This is a genomic window from Duganella sp. P38 (assembly GCF_050859475.1).
Classification (GTDB): domain Bacteria; phylum Pseudomonadota; class Gammaproteobacteria; order Burkholderiales; family Burkholderiaceae_D; genus Rugamonas.
The window spans coordinates 3,326,795-3,349,409 of record NZ_CP193936.1; the positions used below are offsets into that span (position 1 = coordinate 3,326,795).

The following is a 22,615-nucleotide window of genomic DNA, read 5'->3' on the forward strand; positions in this document are numbered from 1 at the left end:
CATGTACACCGACGGCGCCGCGCCGCAGCCGTTCTTTCTGCCGGTGGAAGGCAGCGGCCAGCGCTTTTGCCTGTACCACGCGGCGGCCGCGCCGTGCCGCGGCGCGCTGCTGCTGGTGCCGCCGTTCGGCGACGAGATGAACAAGTCGCGCCGCATGCTGGCGCTGCTGGCGCGCGCGCTGGCGCGCCAGGGCGTGGCGACGCTGCAAATCGACCTGTACGGCTGCGGCGACAGCAGCGGCGATTCCGGCGACGCCCGCTGGTCGCTGTGGCTGGACGACCTGCACCACGCCAGCGCCTGGCTGCAAGCGCGCAGCGGCCACGCGCCCGCCCTGCTCGGCCTGCGCCTCGGCGCGCTGCTGGCGCTCGAATTTGCTGCCACGGCGCCGGTCACGCGGGTGCTGCTGTGGCAGCCGGTGCTCGATGGCGCCACTTTCCTGACGCAGTTGCTGCGCCTGCGCATGGCCGGCGCCATGCTGGAACACCCGGACGCACCGCGCGAAAACACCGCCGGCCTGCGCCGCCGCCTGCTCGACGGCGAGGCGATGGAGATCGGCGGCTACCTGATCGCACCGGAGTTTGCGCAAGCGCTAGAAACCCGCCGGCTGGGCAACTGGGGCCGGGCGGATTGTCCGCTACACTGGTTTGACGTCGGCCAGCCGGGCCGCGCGTGGCCGCCGGCGGCGCTCGCCGTGCAGGACGCGTGGCGCATGCGCGATATCGCGGTCGACGCGCACCTGGTGGACGGCCCGCAATTCTGGGGCACGCAGGAAATCACCACCAGCGCGGCCCTGATCGGCGCCAGCGCCGCGCTGGCGCCGCTGTTTGCCATGGAGGCCGCAGATGCACTTTGAGGAACAGGCGCAGACCATCGTCTGCGGCGACCAGCAGCTGATCGGGGTGCTGGCGCGGCCAACGCAGCCGGCCACGCGCGGCGTGCTGATTATCGTCGGCGGGCCGCAGTACCGGGCCGGCAGCCACCGCCAGTTCACGCTGCTGGCGCGGCATCTGGCCGGGCGCGGCGTGCCGGTGCTGCGCTTCGATTATCGCGGCATGGGCGACAGCGACGGCGACAGCCGCAGCTTCGAGGACGTCAATCAGGACGTGCGCGCCGCGATAGATCACTTCTTCGCCAGCGTGTCGCAATTGCGCGAGGTGGCGCTGTGGGGCTTGTGCGACGGCGCCTCGGCGGCGCTGTTCTACGCCGCCCAGGATGCGCGCGTGCGCGGGCTGGCCTTGCTGAATCCCTGGGCGCGCACCGAGGCCGGCGCGGCCCAGGCGACGCTCAAGCATTATTACCGCCGGCGCTTGCTGCAACCGGAGCTGTGGCGCAAGCTGCTGGCCGGCCGCTTCGACGCCGCTGCGGCCTGGCGTTCGCTGCGCGTCCTGCTGGCGGCCAGCCGGCAAGCCATGCCGGCGCAGGACCAGAGCCTGCCGGCCCGGCTCTACCGTGGCTGGCAGGCGTTCAACGGCCCGGTGCTGCTGATGCTCAGCGGCGCCGACCTGACCGCGCGGGAATTCGCCGCGCTGGCCGACAGCACGCCCGAATGGCGCGCATTGCTGGCGCGCGACGTCACCACGCGGCGCGAACTGGCCGGCGCCGACCATACCTGCTCGCGCGCCGTCTGGCGCGACCAGATCGCCGACTGGACAAGCGACTGGGTGCGCGCATGGTAACCCCACCTCGCACGGTGCTGATGATCGCCTTCCACTACCCGCCGATGCGCGGCAGCAGCGGCATCCAGCGCACGCTGAAATTCTCGCAATACCTGCCGCAAATGCACTGGCAGCCGGTGGTGCTGTCAGCGCATCCGCGTGCCTACGGCAATCCCGGCAACGACCAGATGGGCGAAATTCCGGCCAGCGTGCCGGTGTGCCGGCCGTTTGCGCTCGATACGGCGCGCCATCTGTCGTGGCGCGGGCGCTACCTCGGCTGGCTGGCGCTGCCGGATCGCTGGGCCAGCTGGCTGGTGGGCGCGCTGCCGGCGGGGCTGCGGCTGGTGCGCCGTCACCGGCCGCAAGTGTTGTGGTCGACCTATCCGATCGCTACTGCCCACCTGATCGGCTACGCGCTGCACCGCCTGACGGGCCTGCCATGGGTGGCGGACCTGCGCGACCCGATGACCGATGAGGGCTACCCGGAGCACGCGCTGACGCGCCGCTGCTATCTGTGGATCGAACGCAAGACGGTGCAGCACTGCACTTTGGCGGTCTGCACCACGCCGGGCGCGGTGCAGACCTACCGCCGCCGCTTCCCCGAGCTGCCGCCGGAGCGCTTCCGCCTGATCGAGAACGGCTACGACGAGGAAAACTTCGCCGACGCGATGGTCGACGCGGCGCCGCCGCCGGCGGGCAGCACGGCCGGCCGGCCCCTGGTGCTGCTGCACAGTGGCGTCATTTACCCGTCCGAACGCGACCCGATACCGATGCTGGATGCGCTGCGCGCGCTGCGCGGGCAAGGCGTCATCAGCGCCGCCACGTTGCGCGTGGTGCTGCGCGCCACCGGCCATGACGCTTACATCGAGCAGTTGATCGCCGCGCGCGACTTGCAGGACATGGTGACGGTGGCGCCGCACCAGCCCTACCGCGCGGCGCTGGCAGAAATGTTGTCGGTGGACGGTTTGCTGATACTTCAGGCCAGCAATTGCAACCATCAGGTGCCGGCCAAATTGTACGAATACCTGCGCGCCGGCCGCCCGATCCTGGCGCTGACCGACACCATCGGCGATACCGCCGCCACTTTGCGCGCGGCCGGCATCGACACCATTGCGCCGCTCGATTCGCAAGCCGGCATCGAACAAGGGTTGCAGCGCTTCCTGACGCTGCTGGCCAACGGCAAGGCGCCGCTGGCCAGCGACGCAGCGGTGGCCGCCCACTCGCGCCATGCGCGCAGCGTGGCGCTGGCGGCGTTGCTGGATGAAGCCGCCGGCTTTCCGGCCGCATTGAAAGTAGGAGCTGCAGCCGCATGAAATTCCGACTCTGTTTTTTCGCCGCCGTCTCGGTGCTGTGCGCCGGCCACGCCGCCGCCGCGCCGTCCAACCTGTGCGGCCAGCTGGCCAATTCCTTCGGCCCGTTCGATTACAACAATGGCGCCAACGCCACGTCGCTGCAAACGGTGGAGCCCTACCACTTCACCGAAGAGGTTGAGCAAGGCATACGCGGCGCCACCGGCCCGCTGGGTGGGGACATCGATTACACCTTGCGCGCCTTCCCCAACCATCCGCGCGCGCTGGCGACCATGGCGCGCATCGGCTTGCGCGACAAGGTGGTGCAGGTGCCTGGCGCCAAGTATCCGGTCGAGTGCTACTTTATCCGCGCGATGCAGTTCCGGCCCGATGACGCGACCGTGCGCGCCACCTATGCCAGCTACCTGCTCGGCCAGGGAAAAAACGAGGCGGCGCTGGAGCAGATGAAAGCGGCCGTCGAACTTGATCCGGAGAATCCGACCCTGCACTACAATCTGGGCATCCTGTATTTCAAGCGCAAGCAGTACGACCTGGCCAACCAGCAAGCGCAACTGGCCTACGCGCGCGAGTTTCCGCTGGCCGGCCTGCGTCAGATGCTCAAGGAGGTGGGGCAATGGAAGGAAGCGGCGCCTTGACGCGCGGCGTCGCCGGCAAGCTCGCCGCGCTGCCGGCGGCCGTTATACTGGCGCTGCTGCTGTGGGATTATCCGTTCCGGCCGTGGCTGGCGGGTTTGCTGACCATCGCCTATTGCGCCTTGCTGTGCTGGCGTCCCCGCTGGTGGCTGCTGCTGGTGCCGGCGGCGCTGCCGTGGCTGGACTTGTCGCCGTGGAGCGGCCGCTTTTATATCGATGAACTGGACCTGATGCTGCTGGCGACGCTGGCGGCCGGCTATTGGCGGCTTGCCGCCACGCCGCCGGATAGCCGCTTGCCGCGCACTGCGGCCGTGCTGCTGGCGTTGGTTGTCATCAGCACGGCGGTCGCGGCCTGGCGCGGGCTGCAACCGTGGGCGGCGCCGGACCTGAACAGTTACGCCAATTATCTGAGCCCGTATAACAGCTTGCGGGTGGCCAAGGGAACCTTGTGGGCGCTTCTGTTGCTGCCCTTGCTGCGGCGCGCCGGCGGCCCGGCGGGCATTGCTGCGCTGCTGGTGCCGGGCATGTTGCTGGGTTTGCTCTTCACGGGGCTGGCGGTGCTGTGGGAGCGCTCGCTGTTCCCCGGCCTGCTGAATTTTTCCAGCGATTACCGTCCTACCGCGCCGTTTGCCGCCATGCACACCGGCGGCGCGGCGCTGGACGCGTATCTGGCGATGAGCTTCCCGTTCGTGGCCTGGTGGCTGCTGCATGCGGCGCGGCGCCGGCAAATGGCGGCCGCGCTGGTGCTGCTATTGCTGGGATTGTTCACCGGCTTCACGCTATTTTCGCGCGACGTCTGGCTCGCCTACGGCGCGGCGGCGGCCGTGCTGGCGGCGCTGCACGCCGGGCCGCAGCTGGCCAGCGGCCGCTTGCGGCCGGCCAGTGTGGCTGTCGTCGCTGTGCTGATGGTGTTGCTGTGCGGCGTACTTGCGCTCGCCTTTTCCAGCGGCGGCTACCGCGCGCTCGGCACGCTGCTGGTGCTGTGGGCCGCCACGCTGGTGCTCGGCGGCCTGCCCCGCCGCCGCACCGACGGCGCCGGCATCGGCGGGCAGGCCGGGCTGGCGGGCGTGTCGGTCGCGGTGGCGATCCTGTTGGGGCTGGCCGCTGCGGCAGCGGTCGCGCTGTTGCGGTCCGGTGGTTTGCCAGGCTGGGCCAAGGGGCCGTATTTTGCTTTCCTGATGACGGCCGGCGCCGGCGCGGTAGCTTGCGTGCTGGCGCTCGGCGGTCCGGCCCGGTTGCGCGGCGTTGCACGGGCGGCGGCGCTGGGCGCGTATTTTCCGTTGGCCGCGTGCGCGGTGCTGGTCGCCTGGCATTGGGGCGGCGCGCCGGCCGCGCGCGACGCCGCATTGGCCGCACTCCCGGCCGTGGCGCTGTTGCTGGCGTCGCAGCTGCGACGTCAAGCGCTGTGGCAGTTGAACCGGGCCAGCATCAGCCTCGGCTGCGCGGCGGCGGCGGTGCTGGCCGCAGCCATCCCCATCCTGGCCAGCTCCTACATGGAAGAACGCATGAGCACCGTCGAACGCGACTGGCAACTGCGTGTGCGCCACTGGGACGAGGCGATCCGCATGATGCCCGACAGCTGGGACAACAGCCTGTTCGGCGTCGGTCTCGGCCGCTACCCCGCCACCTATTACTGGCACAACCTGCTGGGCGAGCAGCCCGGCAGCTATCGCTACGAAACCGAAGCCGGCGGCAATCGCTACCTGCGCCTGCTGCCGCCGCAACATCCGCGCGGCTATGGCGATCCGCTGCGCCACCTGCAACTGGTGCCGCTGGCCCCGCACACCGGCTACTTGCTGGAATTCGATGCCCGGCGCCACGGCGGCGACACGCGCCTGTCGGTGGTGGTGTGCCGCCGCTGGCTGCTCTATCCGCAAGATTGCGTGGTGCCGGGCGCCCCGGCCGCCGCCCCGCGCGACAACTGGCAGCGCTACCGGATGCAGCTGGACAGCGCCCGTCTTGGCAGCCGCCTGCCGGGCCTGTCGCAGCTGGAGCTGGCCGCGTTCGGCGAACCCGGCGCGGTCGATATCGACAACGTCAGCCTGCGCACGATGGACGGCAAGGAACTGATACGCAACGGCAGCTTCTCGCGCGGCCAGGACGGCTGGTTCTTCAGCAGCGACCGCGACCACCTTCCATGGCATATCAAGAATTTTTACGTGCACACGTATTTCGAGCAAGGCTGGCTGGGCGCCGTCGCGCTGGCCCTGCTGCTGCTCTACACGGGCGGGCGGCTGCTGGCGCGCGGCTGGGCCGGACGCGACGGCGCCGCCGTCTACCTGGCGGCGCTGAGCGGCGCGCTGGTGGTCGGCGCCTTCGACAGCCTGTTCGACGTGCCGCGCCTGACGCTGCTGTTGTTCCTGCTGATCGGCGCGGCGCTGATGAAGGAGCGCCCCGTCAGGCAGCGCCAACGACGCTCAGCTCCGGCCTGATGCCATGCCGGCCCATCAGGTCGTACAGCGTCGGCCGGGTCACGCCCAGCAGTTCGGCCGCGCGGGCGATATTGCCGTCGCAGCGCACCAGCGCCAGATTGATCGCCCGGCGCTCGGCCTCGTCGCGCACCTGGCGCAGGTTCAACGGCGCCGCATCGGCTTGCGGCGCGTCCAGGCCCAGGTCCTCGGCCAGTATCAGCGGGCCATCGGCCATGATGACGGCGCGCTTGATGCAATTCTCCATCTCGCGCACATTGCCCGGCCAAGGCCAGGCGTCGATGGCGGCCAGCGCGCCGTCGCTGAAATCGAGGCGGCTGCGGCCCTCGCGCGCGCTGAACAGATGCTTGAAGTGGTAAGCCAGCAGCACCGCGTCGCCCGGACGTTCGCGTAGCGGCGGGATCGGCAGCACGATTTCGGACAGCCGGTAGTACAAATCCTCGCGGAAGCGGCCCTGCGCGATCAGGCTTTTCAAGTCCTGGTGGGTGGCGCAGACCACGCGCACATCGACCGCGATCTCCTCGCGCCCGCCGACCCGCTCGATCACGCGCTGCTGCAGGAAACGCAGCAGCTTGGCTTGCAGCGCCATCGGCAGATCGCCGATCTCGTCGAGGAAGAAAGTGCCGCCGTGCGCCAGCTCGACCTTGCCCTTGGTCTGCTTGGCGGCGCCGGTGAACGCGCCCTTTTCGTAGCCAAACAGCTCGCTTTCCAGCAACTGCTCCGGTATCGCCGCGCAATTGATGGCCATGAAGCGCTCGCCGGCGCGCGGACTGAGCTGGTGCACCGCGCGCGCCAGCACCTCCTTGCCGGTGCCGCTCTCGCCAAGCAGCATCACCGTGGCCGAACTCGGCGCAACCTTTTCCACGCTGCGGCACACCCGCTGCATCGATGGCGCCTTGCTGACCAGCGCATTCAGCGGCATGTCGGCCTGGCGCTGCATGCGCCGGTGCTCCTGCTGCAAGCCGTGCAGGTAGAACGCGCGTTGCAGCACCAGCGCCAGCATGGCCGGATCGGCCGGCTTCTGGTGAAAATCGTAGGCGCCGATCGACACCGCCGCCAGCGCGTGGGCATGCTCCTGGTTGCCGGTGAGGACGATGACCTTGGTGTCCGGCGCCAGCGCCAGGATCTCGCGCAGCGTCGCCAGCCCTTCGGTGGCGCCGTCGGGATCGGGCGGCAGGCCAAGGTCCATCGTCACCACCGCCGGCTCGTGGCGGCGCAGCTGGGCCAGGGCGCTGGCACGGTCGTCGGCCAGCAGCACCTCGTAGGCGTCCAGGCTCCAGCGCAGCTGCTTTTGCAGGCCCGGATCGTCTTCGATAATCAACAGTTTCGCTTTAGTATTCACTGGTCCCCATCCTCATGCTGCCTGTTCTGCCGCCATCTCGTCCAGCCGCACGGCCGGCAGGATGACGCGGAAGGTGGTGCCGCGCTGCGGAACGCTGCTGACTTCCAGCCGTCCGCCCAGCTCGGCGATATATTCCCTGCTTTCAAAGGCGCCGATGCCCATGCCGGCGGTCTTGGTCGTGTCGAACGGCTTGAACAGGCGGTCACGCACGAATTCGGCACTCATGCCGTGGCCCGTGTCGGTGATCTCCACCACCACCTCGGCGCCTTCGCGGTACAGCTGCAACACCACCTGGCCGTCGCGCGCCACGGCGTCGATGGCGTTTTGCAGCAGATGGCCCAGCACCCGCTCCATGCGGTTGGCGTCGGCCAACACCAGCAGCCCGGCGGGCGCGCTGCGCAGCACCGGCACCGGCGCGACGCTGCCGCGCAAGGCCACCATGCGCGCCAGCAGTTGCGCCAGATCGAGCGCGGCCGGACGCTCCGGCAGGTCGCTGCGTTGCAGCTTGTGCAGCATCAGCCGCATTTTCTGCACCGCGTGGCCGAGGGTTTCCAGCATGTCCTGCTGGAATTCCGGATTGTCGCGGTGCTGGGCGGCGTTGGCGACCAGCAGCGACAGCTGCGCCACCAGGTTTTTCAGGTCGTGCACGACAAAGGTCGACATGCGGTGGTAGGACTCGAACTGGCGCGCCGTCGTCAGCGCCGACGCCGCCTCCTGCAAGGCCAGATGGCCGGCGACCTGGCTGGCGGCCACCTTGAGCAGGTCGATCACTTCCCAGTCCAGCGCCAGCTGGCTGCGCGGCTGCTGCAATACCAGCAGGCCGAACAGCCGTCCGTGCAGCATCAGCGGCACCGCCAGCCGGGCGCGCGGCACCGCCCGCAGCCAGTCCAACGCCGGGCCGAGGTCCGGCAGCGACAGGTCCAATATCCATTGCCGGCTTTCCAGCAGCCGGCAGCTGTCGCCATCGGCGGCGTTGACCAGTTCAGCCGGCACCGCCATGCCGGATTGCGCCGCCAGCGCCAGCCCGGCCGCACCGGGCCGTCGCAGCCAGAGCGCGCCGCCCGGACTTTCCACCAGCCCGGCCATGGCTTCGATGGCGCGCTCCGGCGGCGCCGCGCCCTCCTGCGACAGCGTGCGCGTGACGCGCTGCCATTCGCTGCGGTAGTCGTAGTGGTAGCGATAGAAATGCTTGCCGATGAAGACCTTCAGGTGCGAGCGGAAGGTGCCGGAAAACAGCACGCCGGCCAGCAGCAGCAGCGCCGACGCCAGAAACGCCACCTGCATCGCGCCGCCCCAGGCGCCACCGACGTAGCGCAGGTAGTAGCCGGCCAGCGCCATGGCCAGCAGGTAGGCCGCCGCGCCGCCCAGCGTGGCCGAATGGAACAGCGCCTGGCGCGACAACACCAGCCCGGACGGCCACGCGGCGCTGCGCGCCACGGCGATCCCCACCAGCCCCACCGCCAGCGCGTTGACCACGCCGCGCGCGCCCCAGATGTCCGCACTGAGCTGGCGCAGCAGCACGGCGTCGGTGTACAGGTAGAAGTCGTAGCCGAACATGGCGCCGGCGCCGAGGCAGGCATATTTGACGGCCCAGCGGCTTTGCTCGGATTTCTGCCGATACAGCTGCTCGGCCAGCAACATGCCCAGCACCGCCAGCAAGGCGCGGCTGCCCAGCGTCAGCGCCAGCGCCTCGCCCTCGGTGCCGGACAGGCGCCAGGCCGGCACCAGCACCGCCGCCATGGCCAGCGCGTAGGCCGCCACCGTGGCCAGCACGACGCCGCGATCGCCGGCCTGCGGGTAGCCGAGCAGACGCATCAGGAAAGCGGTCCAGGCGGCGCCGCGCGCCAGTTCGGCCAGTTCCAGCCAGACGCTCCAGCCGAAGGTGTCGATGCCGGCCGCCAGCCCCGCCCACAGCGCGCTGCACAGGCAGGCCAGGCCAAGCACGGCGGCGTGGCGGCGCCGGTTCCAGCGCAGCACCAGCAGCAGGCCCAGCGCGAGGAAGGCCAGTGCCGCCAGTCCGTAACTGATCAGTTCCATGCGGCCCGCCATGCCAGCCTCCTTCTCCCGGTCACGCTAGCGGCCGCTCCCGAACAACACCACCTTCAGCGTATCGATCAGCACCAGGATGTCGAGGAACAGGCTGTTGTTCTTGACGTAGTACAGGTCGTATTGCAGCTTCTGGATCGCGTCCTCGACCGACGCGCCGTAGCCGTAGCGCACCTGCGCCCAGCCGGTGATGCCGGGCTTGATGCTGTGGCGCACCTGGTAGTAGCGCAGCTGCGCATTCAGCTGCTCGACGAAATAGGGCCGCTCCGGACGCGGGCCGACAAAGCTCATCTCGCCCTTGAACACATTGGCCAGTTGCGGCAGCTCGTCGATCCGCACCTTGCGGATGAAGGCGCCGACGCGGGTCACGCGCGGATCGCGCTGCTGCGCCCATTGCGGCGCGCCGGCCTGCTCGGCGTTGATGCCCATGCTGCGGAATTTCAGGATCTCGAAGGTGCGGCCGTTCTTGCCGACCCGCTCCTGGCGGTACAGCACCGGGCCGCCGTCCTCCAGGCGGATGGCGATGGCGGTCAGCACGATCACCGGCAGCGCCAGCACCAGAATCACGGTGCTGACCACCAGGTCGAACACGCGCTTCATCAGGCCGCGCACCGGGCTCTGGTCGAAGCCGCCGCCGAACACCAGCCAGCTCGGCTGCAAGGAATCGACGCGGATCTGGCAGGTTTCGCGCTCGAAGAAGGTGGCGGCGTCGGTCACCGCCACGCCGTGCAGCTTGCATTCGAGCAGGTCCTTGATCGGCACGGCGCCGCCGCGGCGGTCGCGCACGGTGACGACGATCTCGCGCGCCTTGTGGCGCCGCGCCAGCGCCAGCAGCGAGCCGCCGCCCTGTTCCAGGTCCAGCACCGCGCCGCTCGGCACGCTGCACGCCTCGGCCGGCGTGGCGATGTAGCCGGCCACCTGGTATTTGGTGTAGCTGCGCCCGTTCAGGGCCAGGTCGCCGCACTCGCGCGCCAGCGCGCCGTGGCCGAGAAACAGCAGCCGCGAGGCGACACTGCGCTGCACGCCCGCCAGGTACAGCATGCGCACCGCCAGCACGCCGCACAGCGAGATCAGCAGTACCAGCAGCAGCACGCCGCGTCCCACGTACAGTCCCGGCGCCAGGTAGAACAGCAGCGTCAGCAGGCCGAAGGCCATCGCGAACGATGGCATCAGCTGCAGGAACAGGCGGTTGCGGAAATTGTAAGGCGCGTCCAGCTGGTACAGGCCGAAAGCGCCCATGCTGAACACGATGGCCAGCGCAAATGCCAGCGCCGACGCCAGGAAGTGCGTGGCTACCTCGGGCGGCAGCACCTCTTCCGTGGGCAGGCGAATCGCAGCGCCCGCGTAAAACGCCATCACCAGGATCAGCAACTCCGTCAACAGCAATCCCAGCGCCACCTTGGATATATAGTGATTGGCAATCTTCAACATAACCTGTCCCCCAGCAAACACCCTAACAACACGAGGACGGTGGGATGCGACACGCGCTCCGCCGTCCTTCTGATCCTGCTTATTTATTGGTTGCCCAGCTTTTCTACGTACCAGTCCATGGCGACGGCCAGGCCGTCGCGCAGGCGGTGGGTCGGCTGGTAGCCGAGCCGCTGCCTGGCCTTGCCGATGTCGGCCAGCGAATGGCGGATGTCGCCGGCGCGGAAATCCCCGTATTCCGGCCGGTGTGCGGCCAGTTGCGGGTAACGCCCGGCCAGCAGCGCGCACATATAGCCGTGCAGCTGGTTGAGCGTGGTCTGTTCGCCGAGCGCCACGTTGTAGACCTGGTTGACGGCGTCCGGACTGGTGGTCAGCGCGGCCAGCAGGTTGGCCTGCACCACGTTGTCGATGTAGCAGAAATCGCGGCTGGTTTCACCGTCGCCGTTGATGCGCAGCGGGGTGCCGGCGATCAGCGCCGCCACCCATTGCGGAATGACGGCAGCGTAGGCGCCCTGCGGGTCCTGGCGCGGCCCGAACACATTGAAGTAGCGCAGGCCGATGCACTGCATGCCGTAGCTGCGGGCGTAGACGTCGGCATACAGCTCGTTGATGTATTTGGTGACGGCATACGGCGACAGCGGCCGGCCGATGCGCTCCTCGATTTTCGGCAGCGTCGGCTCGTCGCCGTAGGTGGCGCTGGAGGCGGCGTAGACGAAGCGGCCGACGCCGGCGTCGCGGGCGGCGGTCAGGATGTTGATGAAGCCGTCGACATTGGTGGCGTTGGTGCCCAGCGGGTCTTCGATCGAGCGCGTGACCGAGCCGCGCGCGGCCTGGTGCAGCACGATGTCGACGCCGTCGCAGGCGCGCACGCAGTCGTCGAAGTCGCGGATGTCGCCGTGCTGGAAGCTGAAGCGCGCCCACGCCTGCGGCCCGGCCAGCGCGGCGATCTCGTCGAGATTGTGCTGGTAGCCGGTGTCGAAATTGTCCATGCCGGTGACGCGCTGGCCGAGCTTGAGCAAGGCCAGCGCCAGGTTCGAGCCGATGAAGCCGGCCGCGCCGGTCACCAGCCAGTGGCGCGGCTGCTGTTGCAGCGCGGCCAGCAGGTGCGCGTACGACGCGCGTTCGTTCGCTTGGTCAGCCATGATCACAGGCGCCAGACGCAGTGGCCGGCGGCCGCCAGCGAACTCAGGTCGAAGGCCGATTTGACGTCGATGAAGCAGCCGCGCGGGCTGAGCTTGGCCTGCAGCTCGCTGGTCGGCAGCGCCAGCAGCTCGCGGTGCGGCACGGCCGCCACGATGGCGTCGGCGCGCGGCAGGTAGTCCCAGCCCTCCAGCTCGACGCCATACTCGTGGTAGGCCTCGGCGCCCACCGCCACCGGATCGTAGACGTGCACTTCGACGCCGTAGGATTTCAGTTCGGTGATGATGTCGGCCACCTTGGAGTTGCGCAGGTCGGGGCAGTTTTCCTTGAAGGTCAGGCCCAGCACGTTGACGCGCGCGCCCTTGACATAGCAGCCGGCGGCAATCATGCTCTTGACGGTTTTTCCGCCACGAACTTGGCCATGCCGTCGTTGATGCGGCGCCCGGCCAGGATCACCTCCGGATGGTAGCCCAGTGTGGCCGCCTTGTGCGTCAGGTAGTAAGGGTCGACGCCGATGCAGTGGCCGCCCACCAGGCCCGGCCGGAACGGCAGGAAGTTCCATTTGGTGCCGGCGGCCTGCAACACTTCCAGCGTGTCGATGCCGATGCGGTCGAACAGGATGGCCAGCTCGTTCATCAGCGCGATGTTGAGGTCGCGCTGGGTGTTTTCGATCACCTTGGCGGCCTCGGCCACCTTGATGCTGGAGGCGCGGTAGACGCCCGCCTCGACAATGGATTCATACAGCGCCGCCACCCGCTCCAGGGTCGGGCCGTCGTCGCCCGACACCACCTTGACGATGGTTTCCAGCGTGTGCTCCTTGTCGCCGGGATTGATGCGCTCGGGCGAAAAGCCGACGTGGAAGTCTTCGCGCCATTTCAGGCCGGAATGCTGTTCCAGCAGCGGCACGCACACTTCCTCGGTGGCGCCCGGATAGACGGTGGACTCGAACACCACCACCGCGCCCTTGCGCAGCTGCTGGCCGACGGTGCGGCTGGCGCCCGCCAGCGCGGTGAAGTCCGGATTGTGGGCCTCGTCGACCGGCGTGGGCACGGCCACCACGTAGTAATCGGCGCCGGCCAGTTCGGCCGCATCGGCGGTCACGCGCAGCTGGCTGGCGGCGCGGAACTCGTCGCTGGCCACCTCGCCGGTCGGGTCGATGCCCTCGCGGTAGCTGGCGATTTTGCCCTGCGCCAGATCGAAGCCGATGGTGTTGCGCTGTTTGCCGAAAGCGATGGCCAGCGGCAGGCCCACATAGCCCAGGCCGATGACGGCGACCGTGGTGTTTTTATCCATTGCAAAGCCTCAATATGTAGTAGTTGGCGACGCGATGCTGCAAACTTGCACAAACATTGACTGATATCAAAACGACAGGACAAATATTCTTTTTGCATCTCTATAGTTATAGAAACAACAAATAAACGCAAGCACTAAATGATCAGCCTGCTTTATTTTTGAGGCAGTGTCGGGTTTCCGCACCCGCCACTTGACACGCGGATTTATCCCATCCGCATGCCGCTGGCCAGCAGCTCTTTCCACGCCGACAGCTTGAGCGGGCGCTGCACCAGCCAGCGCGCGGCGCAGCGCAAGGCGCTGGCGTAGCGGCGCCGGCCGCGATAGAAATAACAATGGTCCTGCATCACCATGTCGAGCCGCTGCAACAGCAGCGGCCTGTGCGGCTGCCAGCCGGGACTGCGCATCAGCAAGTTCAGCATGCTGTCCTCGTGCAGGAAGCGCGGCGCGTCGCCGTGCGTCAGGCTGGCGGGGTGGATGCGGTAGTGGGCCAGCTGCCCAGGCACCAGCCACAGGTCGGTGTCCAGCGCGCAGCGCAGCCACAGGTGGTAGTCCTCGGCGCGGCGCAGGCGCTCGTCGAACAGGCCCTTGCGCTCCAGCAGGCGGCGCCGTATCAGCGTGGTGGTCGGGATGACGATGCATTCGCGCGCCAGCGCCTGCACCGGGCGCACCAGGCGCTGCGCGGCAGCGGCCAGGTGTTGCGCCTGTACGTCGTCCAGCCCGCTTTCGGCCTGCAGTTGCGCCAGCGGCGCGAAGCCGTCCTGGCCCGGCCGCCACAGGCGGATGCCGCCGGCGATCCATTGCGCCTGCGGCTGCCGCTGGCGCACCAGCCAGCGCTGCGCCAGCGCATGCGGGAACCAGATGTCGTCGGCGTCGAGGAAGGCGATCCAGTCGCCGCGCGCGACGTCGATGCCGGCGTTGCGCGCGCCGGCGGCGCCCTTGGCGCGGTGATTGCGCAACACCGTCACCTGCGGCCAGGCGCCGATCTCGTCGAGGATGCGCGGCGTCAGCGCGTCGGTGCTGTGGTCGTCCACCACCAGCACCTCGAAGCCGGGCAAGGCCTGCGCCGGCAGCGGTTGCTGGCCCAGCACCGACAGCACCGCCTCGCGCAGATACGCGCCGGCGTTGTAGACCGGGATGACGACGGATACGGCGGCGTGGGTCATGGGCTCTCCTGCGCGGTGGCGGGCGCAACGCCTGGCGGAAAATCCGCAACCGGCACTTGACGCTCCGCAAACCTTCCGCGACAATCGACATAATAGCTTATTGACAATCCAAATTGATAATATATTTTGTCGAGGCGCTATCATTCCGGGCGCCGCCCGGACCTCCAGGAGACTGTTTTGAGCCAGATCAACCAACGCATGGCCACCGGCATCGTCTGGATGATCGGCGCCCGTCTCACCGACCGCGCCATCGGCATGGTCAGCACGCTGTTGCTGGCGCGCCTGCTGGCGCCGGACGATTTCGGGCTGGTGGCGATGGCCACCGCCATCGGCGGCATGCTGGACCTGCTAGGCTCCTTCAGCTTCGACCTGGCGCTGATCCAGAAGCAGAACGCCAGCCGCCGCCACTACGACACGGTGTGGACGCTGAACGTCATCTTCGGCCTGCTGTGCTGCGCCGCGATGGTGGCGCTGGCGGTGCCGGCGGCGCAGTTCTACCGCGAGCCGCGCCTGAGCACGGTCATGTATGTGCTGTCGCTGATGTATCTGGTGAATGCCTTCGCCAATGTCGGCGTGGTCAATTTCCGCAAGGAGCTGAACTTCCGCCAGGAATTCATCTTCATCTTCGCGCGGCGGCTGGTGACGTTCACCATCACCGTCGGCGCCGCGCTGCTGCTGCACTCCTACTGGGCGCTGCTGCTCGGCATGTGCATCGGCCGCTGCGTGACCGTGGCCATGAGCTATATGATGAACGATTACCGGCCATGGTTCTCGCTGGCGGCCGTGCGCGAGCTGTTCCATTTCTCCAAATGGATGTTGCTCAACAACGCGCTCGGCTTTCTGCGGCATGACGGCTGCACCTTCATCATCGGCCGCCAGTTCGGCGCTGCCGGCCTGGGCGTGTATTCGGTGTCGTATGAAATCTCCAACCTGCCCTCGACCGAGCTGGTGGCGCCGATCAACCGCGTCACCTTTCCCGGCTTTGCCAAGATGGCCGAGCCGGCGCTGATACGGGCTTCCTACTTCCGGCTGCTGGGCATGATCGCGCTGCTGATCCTGCCGGTCGGCATCGGCATCGCCAGCGTGGCCGAGCCGCTGGTGCTGGCCATGCTGGGCGACAAATGGCTGCAGGCGCCGGGGCTGATCGCCATCCTTGCGATCAGCGGCGCCATCTGCGCGACGCAAACCAACAACGCTTCCGTCTGGCTGGCGCTGGGTCGGCCGCGCCAGGTGGCGGTGGTGCAGGCGGTGTATCTGGCGGTGTTGTTTCCGTCGCTGTATTTCTTCATGCAGCGGGATGGCATCGTCGGCGCCGGCTACGCCTACCTGTGCGCGCAACTGGTGGATGTGGCGATGGAGATGAGCGCCTCGCGCCGCATGCTGGATTTCGCCTGGCGCGACGTGCTGGCGGTGGTCTGGCGGCCGCTGCTGGGCGTGACGCTAATGTATCTCGCCGTGCGCTGGCTCGACCATCGGTTGCTGGACTGGCACCCGTGGCCGCGCCTGCTGGTCGACGCAGCCGCCGGCGCGGCGGTGTACATCGCCAGCGTGGTCGGCCTGTGGTGGCTCAGTGCGCGGCCCAACAGCGCGGAACATTTTTGCCTGCAACGCTTGAAGGTGCTGCCAGCATGAACCTGCCCGAACCATTGCCGCTGGTGAGCGTCATCATTCCGACCACGGCGCAGGCGTCGCGGCGCCACGAACTGCACCGCTGCATAGGCGCGCTGCGCGCGGCCAGCACGCTGCCGCTGACCATCATCGTGGTGGTCAACGGCCAGCGCTCCGACGCCGGCCTCTGCGACTGGCTGCGCGCCCAGCCGGATGTGCAGTATTTCTACCTTGAGCAGCCGTCCGCGCCGAATGCGGTGCTGCACGGCCGGCGTCAGGTGCGCACGCCCTATTTCTGCGCCGTCGACGACGACGATGAATACCTGCCGGCGGCCATCGACCAGCGGCTGGCGGTGCTGAAGGCGCAGCCGGACGCCGACCTGGTGGTGACCAACGTCTATCGCCGCTGCGACGGCCGCGACCAGCTGATGTACGGCCACCTGCGCGATGTGCCGCGGCAGCCCTTGGCCATGCTGTTCCTGTCGAACTGGCTCTACAACGGCAACGCGCTGTACCGCAGCGCCGCGGTGCCGGTCAGCTATTTCGAGGATTACCGCGCCTATGCCGAGTGGACCTGGCTGGCCTACAAGCTGGCCCTCGACGGCAAACAGGTGGCGACGCTGGAGCAGCCGACGTTCCGCGTCCACGTCACGCCCGGCTCGCTGTCGCAATCGCGCAACTATTCGGACAATTACCTGACGCTGTTCCAGGACATGCTCAACGCCGGCCCACCGGCCGACATCGTGCGCCTGATCCGCCGCAAGCTGTCCGCCGCCCAGCACGACCATTCGGTGCAGGCGCTGGCCGACGGCCGCCGTGGCGACGCCTGGCGCTGGCACCTGCGCAGCCTGCGCCATCCCGGCGGCCTGCGCTATCTCGGTTACACGCGGCGCCTGCTGGCGCGCCCCGCCGCCCCTCTGATTGGAGAACGCACATGAACCTGAGCGAACCGGCCGCACCCACCGTGCTGGTCGATCATTACCGCGAGTCGGCGCATGGCCGCGCCTCCAACGTCACCTACAAGGGACTGGCGATCCACGCCTGGCCGGGCCTGCACGAGTACGCCTTCGAGCAGTTCGCGCGCCACGTCGCGCCCGGCGCCGGCGTGCTGGAACTGGCCGCCGGCAGCGGCGCGATGAGCCTGCGTCTGAGCGACGCCGGCTACCGCGTCACCGCCACCGACTACGTGCCGGAAAATTTCCGCCCGCGCGACAGCATTCCGTTCTTTAGCTGCGACCTGAACGCAGCGTTCGCCGCCGGGCGCGAGGCCAGCGTGGACGCCATCTGCGCGCTGGAAATCATCGAGCACCTGGAAAATCCGCGCCATTTGCTGCGCCAGTGCTTCCGCGCGCTCAAGCCCGGCGGCATCGTGCTGCTGTCGACGCCGAACCTGGACAACGCCGCCTCGCTGGTGTGCTTCCTGCGCGAACGCAGCTTCCAGTGGTTTTCCGACCAGGACTATGCGCATGACGGCCACATCACGCCGGTCAGCCAGTGGCAGATGCACAAGAGCAGCGCCGAGGCCGGCTTCGAGACCGTCTGGCGCGGCTCCTTCGGCGACCAGTTCCAGCGCCTGCGCGGCTCGCCGCGCCTGTACTGGCTGGCGCGCGCGCTGGACCGGCTGATGGTGCGCGAGCCGGGCCTGACCGGCCAGATCTACCTGACCGTGCTGCGCAAGCCGCAGGCGTGACGACCGTGCGCATCTCGGTCATCATCCCCGCGTACAACGCGGCCGGCTTCATCACCGAAGCGCTGGACGGCGTGCTGGCGCAGAGCGTGGCGCCGCATGAAATCGTGGTGGTCGACGACGGCTCGGCCGACAGCACCGCCGCCGTCGTCACGCAATGGGCCGCCGACCACCCTGCGATCGCGCTGCGGCTGCTGCGGCAAGCCAACGGCGGCATCTCGTCCGCGCGCAACACGGCGATAGGCGCCGCCGGCGGCGACTGGCTGGCCCTGCTTGATGCGGACGACGTATGGGAAACCAGCCACCTGGCGCTGCTGTGCGACGCGCTGGCGGCGGCGCCGGACGCGCTGGCCGCCTACGGCGCCGGCCGGCTGCTGGTGGACGGCATGGTGCAACCGCGCCTGTATGACGATTTCTGGGACCAGCCCGCGCGCAAGCTGGGGCATCCGGTAGCCGGCACCGGCTTCCTGCGGCTGGACCGGGCCATCATCGGCCGTCTGCTGAAGGGCAATTTCATCAAGCCGTCCAGCATACTGATGCGCCGCGACGCCGCCGTGCGCGCCGGCCTGTTCGACCCGGCGCTGCGCGCCAGCGAAGACCGCGATTTCCTGATCCGGCTGGTGCTGGACGGCGACATCGTGTATGTGCCGCAGCCGCTCACGCGCTACCGCTGGCACGACGACAATCTCACCGCCGGCAAGCACGCGCGGCGCAATATGGAGGCCAGCCTGCAAGCGTTGTCGGCGATCCAGCGCCATAGCGGCGAGCGGCTCGACGCGGCCCAGCACGCCGTGCTGCATTCCGAGCGCGGCGCCGCCATCGGCGCCTATCTGTACACCTGCGCGCGCGGCGGCTGGCGCCAGTACCGCGCCGGCCTGCGCTATGTATTGCAGCTGTATGGCGCGCGGTTGCTGGTGCCGCGCCTGCATCCCAAGCATTTGCTGCACTGCCTGGCGGCGCCGCTGCGCGCCTGAAGCGGCGGTCAGCTTGCGCTGAACGGCGCTTCGCGCTGCGATTCGCCGCGCCGCGCGGCCAGGCCCATCAGCCCGGCGCCGACCAGCAGCATGACGTAGATCGAAGGTTCCGGCACGGCGGTGGTGACGACGATGTTGTCCAGCGCGGCGCCGCCGACGCCGTTGCGCGCATCGCCCTGGAAGAACAGCGTGCTGTTGATGCCGGACGCGACGAAAGAGAAACGCTGCTCGCTCCAGCCCATCGCATACGTGGCGCGGTGGACGGTGCTGAATTCGTAAGCGTGGCTGCCGTCGCCGACAATGCCGGCCTCCAGCCACTTGGTCTGGCCGCCGATATCCGGGTTGCCGGCCAGCCAGAAGCTGACCGTGTAAGCCTGGCCGGCAACGGTAGAGAACGACTGCGAGATGCGGCCTTCGCCATTGCCGTTCAGGTCGATGCTGTACTGTCCTTCAGCCGCCGTCCAGTAGCTTTTGATCAGGTCGACGCTGCCGCTGACGTTCCAGGGCGCGATCAGCGTGCTGCCTTGATTGACGTCGGTAAAATGGCTGCCGCTGTAGCTGGTTGTCTCAAACCCGCCGTTCTGAATCAGATTCGCGTGCGCCATCGGCATGGCCAGCAACAGCGCCGCAGCGCTTGCGATTGCTTTTAATCCGCACATGATTTTCAGCCTTTTCGATTAACAGGTTTGACAACTAAAATGTCTTCTTGGAATCTATGGTAGTGGATTGCATAGAAAACTCAACAACAAAGATGAAAGCACGCGAAGCCATTGCCGGTTGGTGGTAAAAAAACCACCAAAGTTACACGAGCGCAATCAATATCGCGCTGTTATCATAATCAACCGACAAACTTGATCAAACCGCCATGCATGCAGACTTTTACTGGGTGAACGAACCGCGCGACTGGCAGCGCGAAGCCGGCAAATTGTCGGTGACGACCGACGCCAACACCGATTTCTGGCGCAAAACCTGGTACGGCTTCGAGCGCTTTTCCGGCCACTTCTTCGGCGCCGATGTCGTGGGCGACTTCAGCTTCCAGGTGAAAGTGCGGGCGGAGTTCGAGGCGCTCTACGACCAGGCCGGCATTATGCTGCTGGGCGATGCACATCACTGGCTCAAGGCTGGCGTCGAGTTCAACGACGGCGCGCCGGCCATCGGCAGCGTGCTGACCTTGCAGCATTCCGACTGGGCCACCGGCGTTTTTCCCGGCGACGCCGGCACGTTCTGGATGCGCCTGACGCGCAGGGGCGACGCGCTGCGATTGCAATACTCGGCCGACGGCCAGCACTGGCCGCTGCTGCGACTGGCGCACTTCCCCGGCTTCGACCAACTCGCTGTCGGCGTGATGTGCTGCACGCCGGAGCGCGCCGGCCTGCGCGTGCAATTCGACGAGTTGCAACTGACACCGCCGCTCGACAAGGACTTGCATGACCTGACCTGAGCACAGCTATAATTATCGTGACGCGTTACATTAAAGGGAAGCCATGAAGCAAGCGGGGGACCACAAGACCATGGAGCTGGACATGCCGGGCGCGAAACGCGGCCGTGGCCGGCCCGTCACCGGCAACGCCATGAGCAGCGCGGAACGGCAGAAAGCCTACCGCGACCGCCGGCGCGAGGAAAAAGCCGCCATCATCGTCTCCCGCAGTACGCTGGAGGCGCCGCCCGACGATGGCTCGCCGCGCCGCCTGATCGCCGAACTGGACAAGGCGCAGCGCACCGTCGAGCGCCTGGAGCGCGAGAATGCCTTGCTGCGCGAGGAGCTGGCGGCGCTGAAGCTAGCGCGCTGATCAGGATTGCAGCAGCGCGTTGCGCAACAGGCTGGGCACGAGCCCGGTCCAGCGCTTGAACGAGCGGCGGAAATTGGTGGCGTCGTGGAAGCCCAGATAGTCCGCCACCGCTTCGTTGTCGTAGCCGCGCATCTGGAACAACTGCATGGCGACGTGCGCCCTCACGCGGTCCAGCTCGGCCTGGAAGTGGCTGCCGTGGCGGGCCAGATGGCGCTTCAAGGTCGCCGGACTGGTGCCGAAGGCGGCGGCGCTGCCTTCCAGCGTCGGTCCCATCCGTATATGTGCCAATAGATAGTCGTACAGCGCCGTCAGCAGGCTCGGCGTCAGCGACGCCGCATCGGCTTCGGGGCTTTGCAGCGCGACCGACGCGGCCATCGCGTTGCCGCGCGGCCAGGGCCGATCGAGCCAGCAGGGATCAATCAGCATCGCGTCCAGATGGCAGTTGAACCGCAGGTCGCTGCCCAGATGCACCTCGTGCTGCTCGACATGCGCCGGCGCGCTGCGGTTGATGCAGTAGCGCCACGGCAGATGCTGGCCGCCGAGCCAGCGGCACATGGCGGTCACGGCCGTCATGTGCATTTCCACCAGCGCCGGCAACTGGCTCGGCGCGCCGAAGCTGTCGGTCCAGTACAGCACGGCCAGGCCGCCCTCCTCGCGCAGGCGCGGCGTCAGCAAGGGGCATAGCCGGGCGTGGCCCAGGCACAGTATGTCCAATGCCTGCCGCAGGTTCTGCGCCTGCAACAGGGCGTGGCTGAGGGCGCCGTAGTGGCCCGGCAGCATCTGCTGACCGAGCATGAAGCTGCTGTCGGCGCTGTCGAGCGCGCGCATGATGTTTGACAGCAGTTGCAGGTATTCCTGTGGCGTCAGCAGCTTGTCGGCGGCGGGCATGTCCCAGTCGTGCAGGCCGGTGCCGCGCAGCAGCTGGTCGCCGCCGGCATGCAGCTCCTGGTTGCACGCATAGTCCAGCACCAGCGCCGGATGGTGGCGCGCCGGGATGAAGCGATCGCCGCTTTGGCGGTACAGGGTCACGCCACCGCTCCGGCGGCGCACTGCTCCGCCTGCAAGGAGAGCTGCCGGCTCAGTTCGGCCAACAGTTCGTCCGGCGGCGCGGCGGCGCTGGCGGTGGCCTGGCGCATGCTGATGTGCACGCGGCCTGCCTTCGCATGGTGGCGCATCTGGCCGACCATGCCGACCAGATGGCGCGCCAGTGCGTCGGCCTCGGCGGCGCTGGTGTCCGGCATCAGCAGCGCGAAGCGGTCGCCGGCGTAGCGGCACAGCAGGTCGTCGTTGCGCAGGTTGAGCAGCAGCATGTGGCCGACCGCTTGCAACACGCGGTCGCCCTCGCGCTGGCCGAATTCGCGGTTGATGCGGTGGAAGCCGTCGATGTCCAGCAATACCAGTGCGCACGGCTGGCCGGCGCGGTGCTGCTGTTCGTGGCGGATCTGGCGGCGCAGGTAGTCGGCGTTGGCCAGTTGCGTGATGCGGTCGAACGCGCGGTGGTCGCGGAACAGGCGCTCGCGCTTCTGCAGGTGTTCGTTGAGGCGGAATTGTTCGTGGCGCCAGTAATACATGCCGCCGGTGATGAACAGCATGCCAAGCGGCACCAGCGATTCCAGCCAGTGATCCCAGCGCGCCGCCTTGCTGATCGCGTAGAACTCGTCCATGCAGTCGGCAAAGGAGCCGATCATGATCATCGCCAGGCCGCCGGCCAGCAGGCGCGTCACCAGGCCGCCGGGGCGGCTGCTCAGCGTGAACAGCAGCCAGCAGCCGGCCATGACCGCCGTGCCGCCTTCGCTGACGATGTCGGTCCACTTCCATAGGTCGAAGGGCTTGGCCGCACCCAGCGTCGCGTACAGGAATACGCACATGGCCAGGGCCAGGCCGGAGACGGTCAGCGTAAAGCGGTGTAATTGCAGCATATGTGTGTGTCGGCGTGATGGGTGCGCGCGATGGTAGCTGCCGCTTGTGACCGCCGTGTGACAAGCGGCCATATTGGCGAATTCCCAACACTTGCCGGTAGACGGGTGCAAACGGCTCACCTGCCGCGCGCCGCACGCCGCTGCCGCCTGCGTCTACCCCGCAAGCGGCAGTGGCGTGCGGGTCATTCAAGCTCAAACC

The 22,615-nt window shown here is 67.9% G+C and carries 18 protein-coding genes and 2 pseudogenes; 11 read left to right on the forward strand and 9 right to left on the reverse strand.

Annotated elements, in window-relative coordinates; genetic code table 11:
• Nucleotide 1 precedes the first annotated feature (1 nt).
• The 5 genes from ACRQ5J_RS15470 to ACRQ5J_RS15490 are packed head-to-tail and all read left to right on the forward strand — an operon-like array spanning nucleotide 2 to nucleotide 6,029.
• Nucleotides 2–853, forward strand: a complete 852-nt coding sequence (locus ACRQ5J_RS15470; RefSeq protein WP_432383663.1) for a hydrolase 2, exosortase A system-associated — start codon at nucleotides 2–4, stop codon at nucleotides 851–853.
• Complete coding sequence (locus ACRQ5J_RS15475; protein WP_432377773.1) at nucleotides 843–1,676, forward strand: hydrolase 1, exosortase A system-associated; 834 nt, start codon at nucleotides 843–845, stop codon at nucleotides 1,674–1,676. The genes ACRQ5J_RS15470 and ACRQ5J_RS15475 overlap by 11 nt, the downstream gene beginning before the upstream one ends.
• Complete coding sequence (locus ACRQ5J_RS15480) at nucleotides 1,670–2,968, forward strand: glycosyltransferase (protein ID WP_432377774.1); 1,299 nt, start codon at nucleotides 1,670–1,672, stop codon at nucleotides 2,966–2,968. The genes ACRQ5J_RS15475 and ACRQ5J_RS15480 overlap by 7 nt, the downstream gene beginning before the upstream one ends.
• A complete protein-coding gene (locus ACRQ5J_RS15485) occupies nucleotides 2,965–3,600 on the forward strand; it encodes a tetratricopeptide repeat protein (RefSeq protein WP_432377775.1) in 636 nt (211 codons plus the stop codon). Before ACRQ5J_RS15480 ends, ACRQ5J_RS15485 begins: the two co-directional genes overlap by 4 nt.
• Complete coding sequence (locus ACRQ5J_RS15490) at nucleotides 3,579–6,029, forward strand: hypothetical protein (RefSeq protein ID WP_432377776.1); 2,451 nt, start codon at nucleotides 3,579–3,581, stop codon at nucleotides 6,027–6,029. The genes ACRQ5J_RS15485 and ACRQ5J_RS15490 overlap by 22 nt, the downstream gene beginning before the upstream one ends.
• Here the strand turns inward: ACRQ5J_RS15490 and prsR are convergent.
• From prsR to ACRQ5J_RS15520, 6 genes and pseudogenes are all read right to left on the reverse strand, one after another.
• Nucleotides 5,995–7,368: a PEP-CTERM-box response regulator transcription factor gene (prsR, locus tag ACRQ5J_RS15495; RefSeq protein ID WP_432377777.1), complete on the reverse strand. Its 1,374-nt coding sequence runs from the start codon at nucleotides 7,366–7,368 to the stop codon at nucleotides 5,995–5,997. The two genes, ACRQ5J_RS15490 and prsR, sit on opposite strands and share 35 nt — an antisense overlap.
• Nucleotides 7,369–7,380: 12 nt before the next feature.
• A complete protein-coding gene (gene prsK, locus ACRQ5J_RS15500) occupies nucleotides 7,381–9,405 on the reverse strand; it encodes an XrtA/PEP-CTERM system histidine kinase PrsK (protein ID WP_432377778.1) in 2,025 nt (674 codons plus the stop codon).
• Nucleotides 9,406–9,441: 36 nt separating this feature from the next.
• Nucleotides 9,442–10,845, reverse strand: coding sequence for a TIGR03013 family XrtA/PEP-CTERM system glycosyltransferase (locus ACRQ5J_RS15505; protein WP_432377779.1), 1,404 nt, complete (start codon nucleotides 10,843–10,845; stop codon nucleotides 9,442–9,444).
• An 83-nt stretch (nucleotides 10,846–10,928) separates the two neighbouring features.
• Complete coding sequence (locus ACRQ5J_RS15510; RefSeq protein WP_432377780.1) at nucleotides 10,929–11,984, reverse strand: SDR family oxidoreductase; 1,056 nt, start codon at nucleotides 11,982–11,984, stop codon at nucleotides 10,929–10,931.
• Nucleotides 11,985–11,986: 2 nt separating this feature from the next.
• A pseudogene (locus ACRQ5J_RS15515) lies at nucleotides 11,987–13,275 on the reverse strand (nucleotide sugar dehydrogenase).
• Between the two features lie 203 nt (nucleotides 13,276–13,478).
• Nucleotides 13,479–14,438, reverse strand: a complete 960-nt coding sequence (locus ACRQ5J_RS15520) for a glycosyltransferase family 2 protein (RefSeq protein ID WP_432377781.1) — start codon at nucleotides 14,436–14,438, stop codon at nucleotides 13,479–13,481.
• A 177-nt stretch (nucleotides 14,439–14,615) separates the two neighbouring features.
• On the opposite strand from ACRQ5J_RS15520, the gene ACRQ5J_RS15525 reads away from it, so the two are divergent.
• From ACRQ5J_RS15525 to ACRQ5J_RS15540, 4 genes are read left to right on the forward strand one after another with little or no spacing between them, the layout of a single operon-like run.
• Nucleotides 14,616–16,070, forward strand: coding sequence for a lipopolysaccharide biosynthesis protein (locus ACRQ5J_RS15525; RefSeq protein ID WP_432377782.1), 1,455 nt, complete (start codon nucleotides 14,616–14,618; stop codon nucleotides 16,068–16,070).
• Nucleotides 16,067–16,984, forward strand: a complete 918-nt coding sequence (locus tag ACRQ5J_RS15530) for a glycosyltransferase family 2 protein (protein WP_432377783.1) — start codon at nucleotides 16,067–16,069, stop codon at nucleotides 16,982–16,984. Before ACRQ5J_RS15525 ends, ACRQ5J_RS15530 begins: the two co-directional genes overlap by 4 nt.
• Nucleotides 16,981–17,736, forward strand: a complete 756-nt coding sequence (locus tag ACRQ5J_RS15535; RefSeq protein ID WP_432377784.1) for a methyltransferase domain-containing protein — start codon at nucleotides 16,981–16,983, stop codon at nucleotides 17,734–17,736. The genes ACRQ5J_RS15530 and ACRQ5J_RS15535 overlap by 4 nt, the downstream gene beginning before the upstream one ends.
• Nucleotides 17,733–18,707 (forward strand): glycosyltransferase family 2 protein, encoded by a 975-nt coding sequence (locus ACRQ5J_RS15540; protein ID WP_432377785.1) that lies wholly within the window; start codon nucleotides 17,733–17,735, stop codon nucleotides 18,705–18,707. The genes ACRQ5J_RS15535 and ACRQ5J_RS15540 overlap by 4 nt, the downstream gene beginning before the upstream one ends.
• Nucleotides 18,708–18,715: 8 nt before the next feature.
• On the opposite strand, the gene ACRQ5J_RS15545 is transcribed toward ACRQ5J_RS15540, so the two are convergent.
• Nucleotides 18,716–19,366, reverse strand: a complete 651-nt coding sequence (locus tag ACRQ5J_RS15545) for a choice-of-anchor C family protein (RefSeq protein ID WP_432377787.1) — start codon at nucleotides 19,364–19,366, stop codon at nucleotides 18,716–18,718.
• A 203-nt stretch (nucleotides 19,367–19,569) separates the two neighbouring features.
• On the opposite strand from ACRQ5J_RS15545, the pseudogene ACRQ5J_RS15550 reads away from it, so the two are divergent.
• Both ACRQ5J_RS15550 and ACRQ5J_RS15555 read left to right on the forward strand, forming a co-directional pair.
• Nucleotides 19,570–20,148 (forward strand): annotated as a pseudogene (locus ACRQ5J_RS15550) (DUF1349 domain-containing protein); the annotation flags it as partial.
• 43 nt (nucleotides 20,149–20,191) lie between these two features.
• The gene (locus tag ACRQ5J_RS15555) at nucleotides 20,192–20,497 is read left to right on the forward strand and encodes a hypothetical protein (RefSeq protein ID WP_432377788.1); all 306 of its coding nucleotides are present in this window, start codon (nucleotides 20,192–20,194) and stop codon (nucleotides 20,495–20,497) included.
• On the opposite strand, the gene ACRQ5J_RS15560 is transcribed toward ACRQ5J_RS15555, so the two are convergent.
• Nucleotides 20,498–21,526, reverse strand: a complete 1,029-nt coding sequence (locus ACRQ5J_RS15560; protein WP_432377790.1) for an AraC family transcriptional regulator ligand-binding domain-containing protein — start codon at nucleotides 21,524–21,526, stop codon at nucleotides 20,498–20,500.
• A complete protein-coding gene (locus tag ACRQ5J_RS15565) occupies nucleotides 21,523–22,416 on the reverse strand; it encodes a GGDEF domain-containing protein (protein WP_432377792.1) in 894 nt (297 codons plus the stop codon). The genes ACRQ5J_RS15560 and ACRQ5J_RS15565 overlap by 4 nt, the downstream gene beginning before the upstream one ends.
• Nucleotides 22,417–22,615 lie beyond the last annotated feature (199 nt).

Coding starts and splice junctions, on each gene's coding strand:
- ACRQ5J_RS15545 (WP_432377787.1), bottom strand. CDS start 19,366: ATGTGCGGATTAAAAGCAATCGCAAGCGCTGCGGCGCTGTTGCTGGCC.
- ACRQ5J_RS15470 (WP_432383663.1), top strand. CDS start 2: ATGTACACCGACGGCGCCGCGCCGCAGCCGTTCTTTCTGCCGGTGGAA.
- ACRQ5J_RS15555 (WP_432377788.1), top strand. CDS start 20,192: ATGAAGCAAGCGGGGGACCACAAGACCATGGAGCTGGACATGCCGGGC.
- ACRQ5J_RS15530 (WP_432377783.1), top strand. CDS start 16,067: ATGAACCTGCCCGAACCATTGCCGCTGGTGAGCGTCATCATTCCGACC.
- ACRQ5J_RS15475 (WP_432377773.1), top strand. CDS start 843: ATGCACTTTGAGGAACAGGCGCAGACCATCGTCTGCGGCGACCAGCAG.
- ACRQ5J_RS15510 (WP_432377780.1), bottom strand. CDS start 11,984: ATGGCTGACCAAGCGAACGAACGCGCGTCGTACGCGCACCTGCTGGCC.
- ACRQ5J_RS15505 (WP_432377779.1), bottom strand. CDS start 10,845: ATGTTGAAGATTGCCAATCACTATATATCCAAGGTGGCGCTGGGATTG.
- ACRQ5J_RS15480 (WP_432377774.1), top strand. CDS start 1,670: ATGGTAACCCCACCTCGCACGGTGCTGATGATCGCCTTCCACTACCCG.
- ACRQ5J_RS15490 (WP_432377776.1), top strand. CDS start 3,579: ATGGAAGGAAGCGGCGCCTTGACGCGCGGCGTCGCCGGCAAGCTCGCC.
- ACRQ5J_RS15565 (WP_432377792.1), bottom strand. CDS start 22,416: ATGCTGCAATTACACCGCTTTACGCTGACCGTCTCCGGCCTGGCCCTG.
- ACRQ5J_RS15485 (WP_432377775.1), top strand. CDS start 2,965: ATGAAATTCCGACTCTGTTTTTTCGCCGCCGTCTCGGTGCTGTGCGCC.
- ACRQ5J_RS15535 (WP_432377784.1), top strand. CDS start 16,981: ATGAACCTGAGCGAACCGGCCGCACCCACCGTGCTGGTCGATCATTAC.
- ACRQ5J_RS15520 (WP_432377781.1), bottom strand. CDS start 14,438: ATGACCCACGCCGCCGTATCCGTCGTCATCCCGGTCTACAACGCCGGC.
- prsK (WP_432377778.1), bottom strand. CDS start 9,405: ATGGAACTGATCAGTTACGGACTGGCGGCACTGGCCTTCCTCGCGCTG.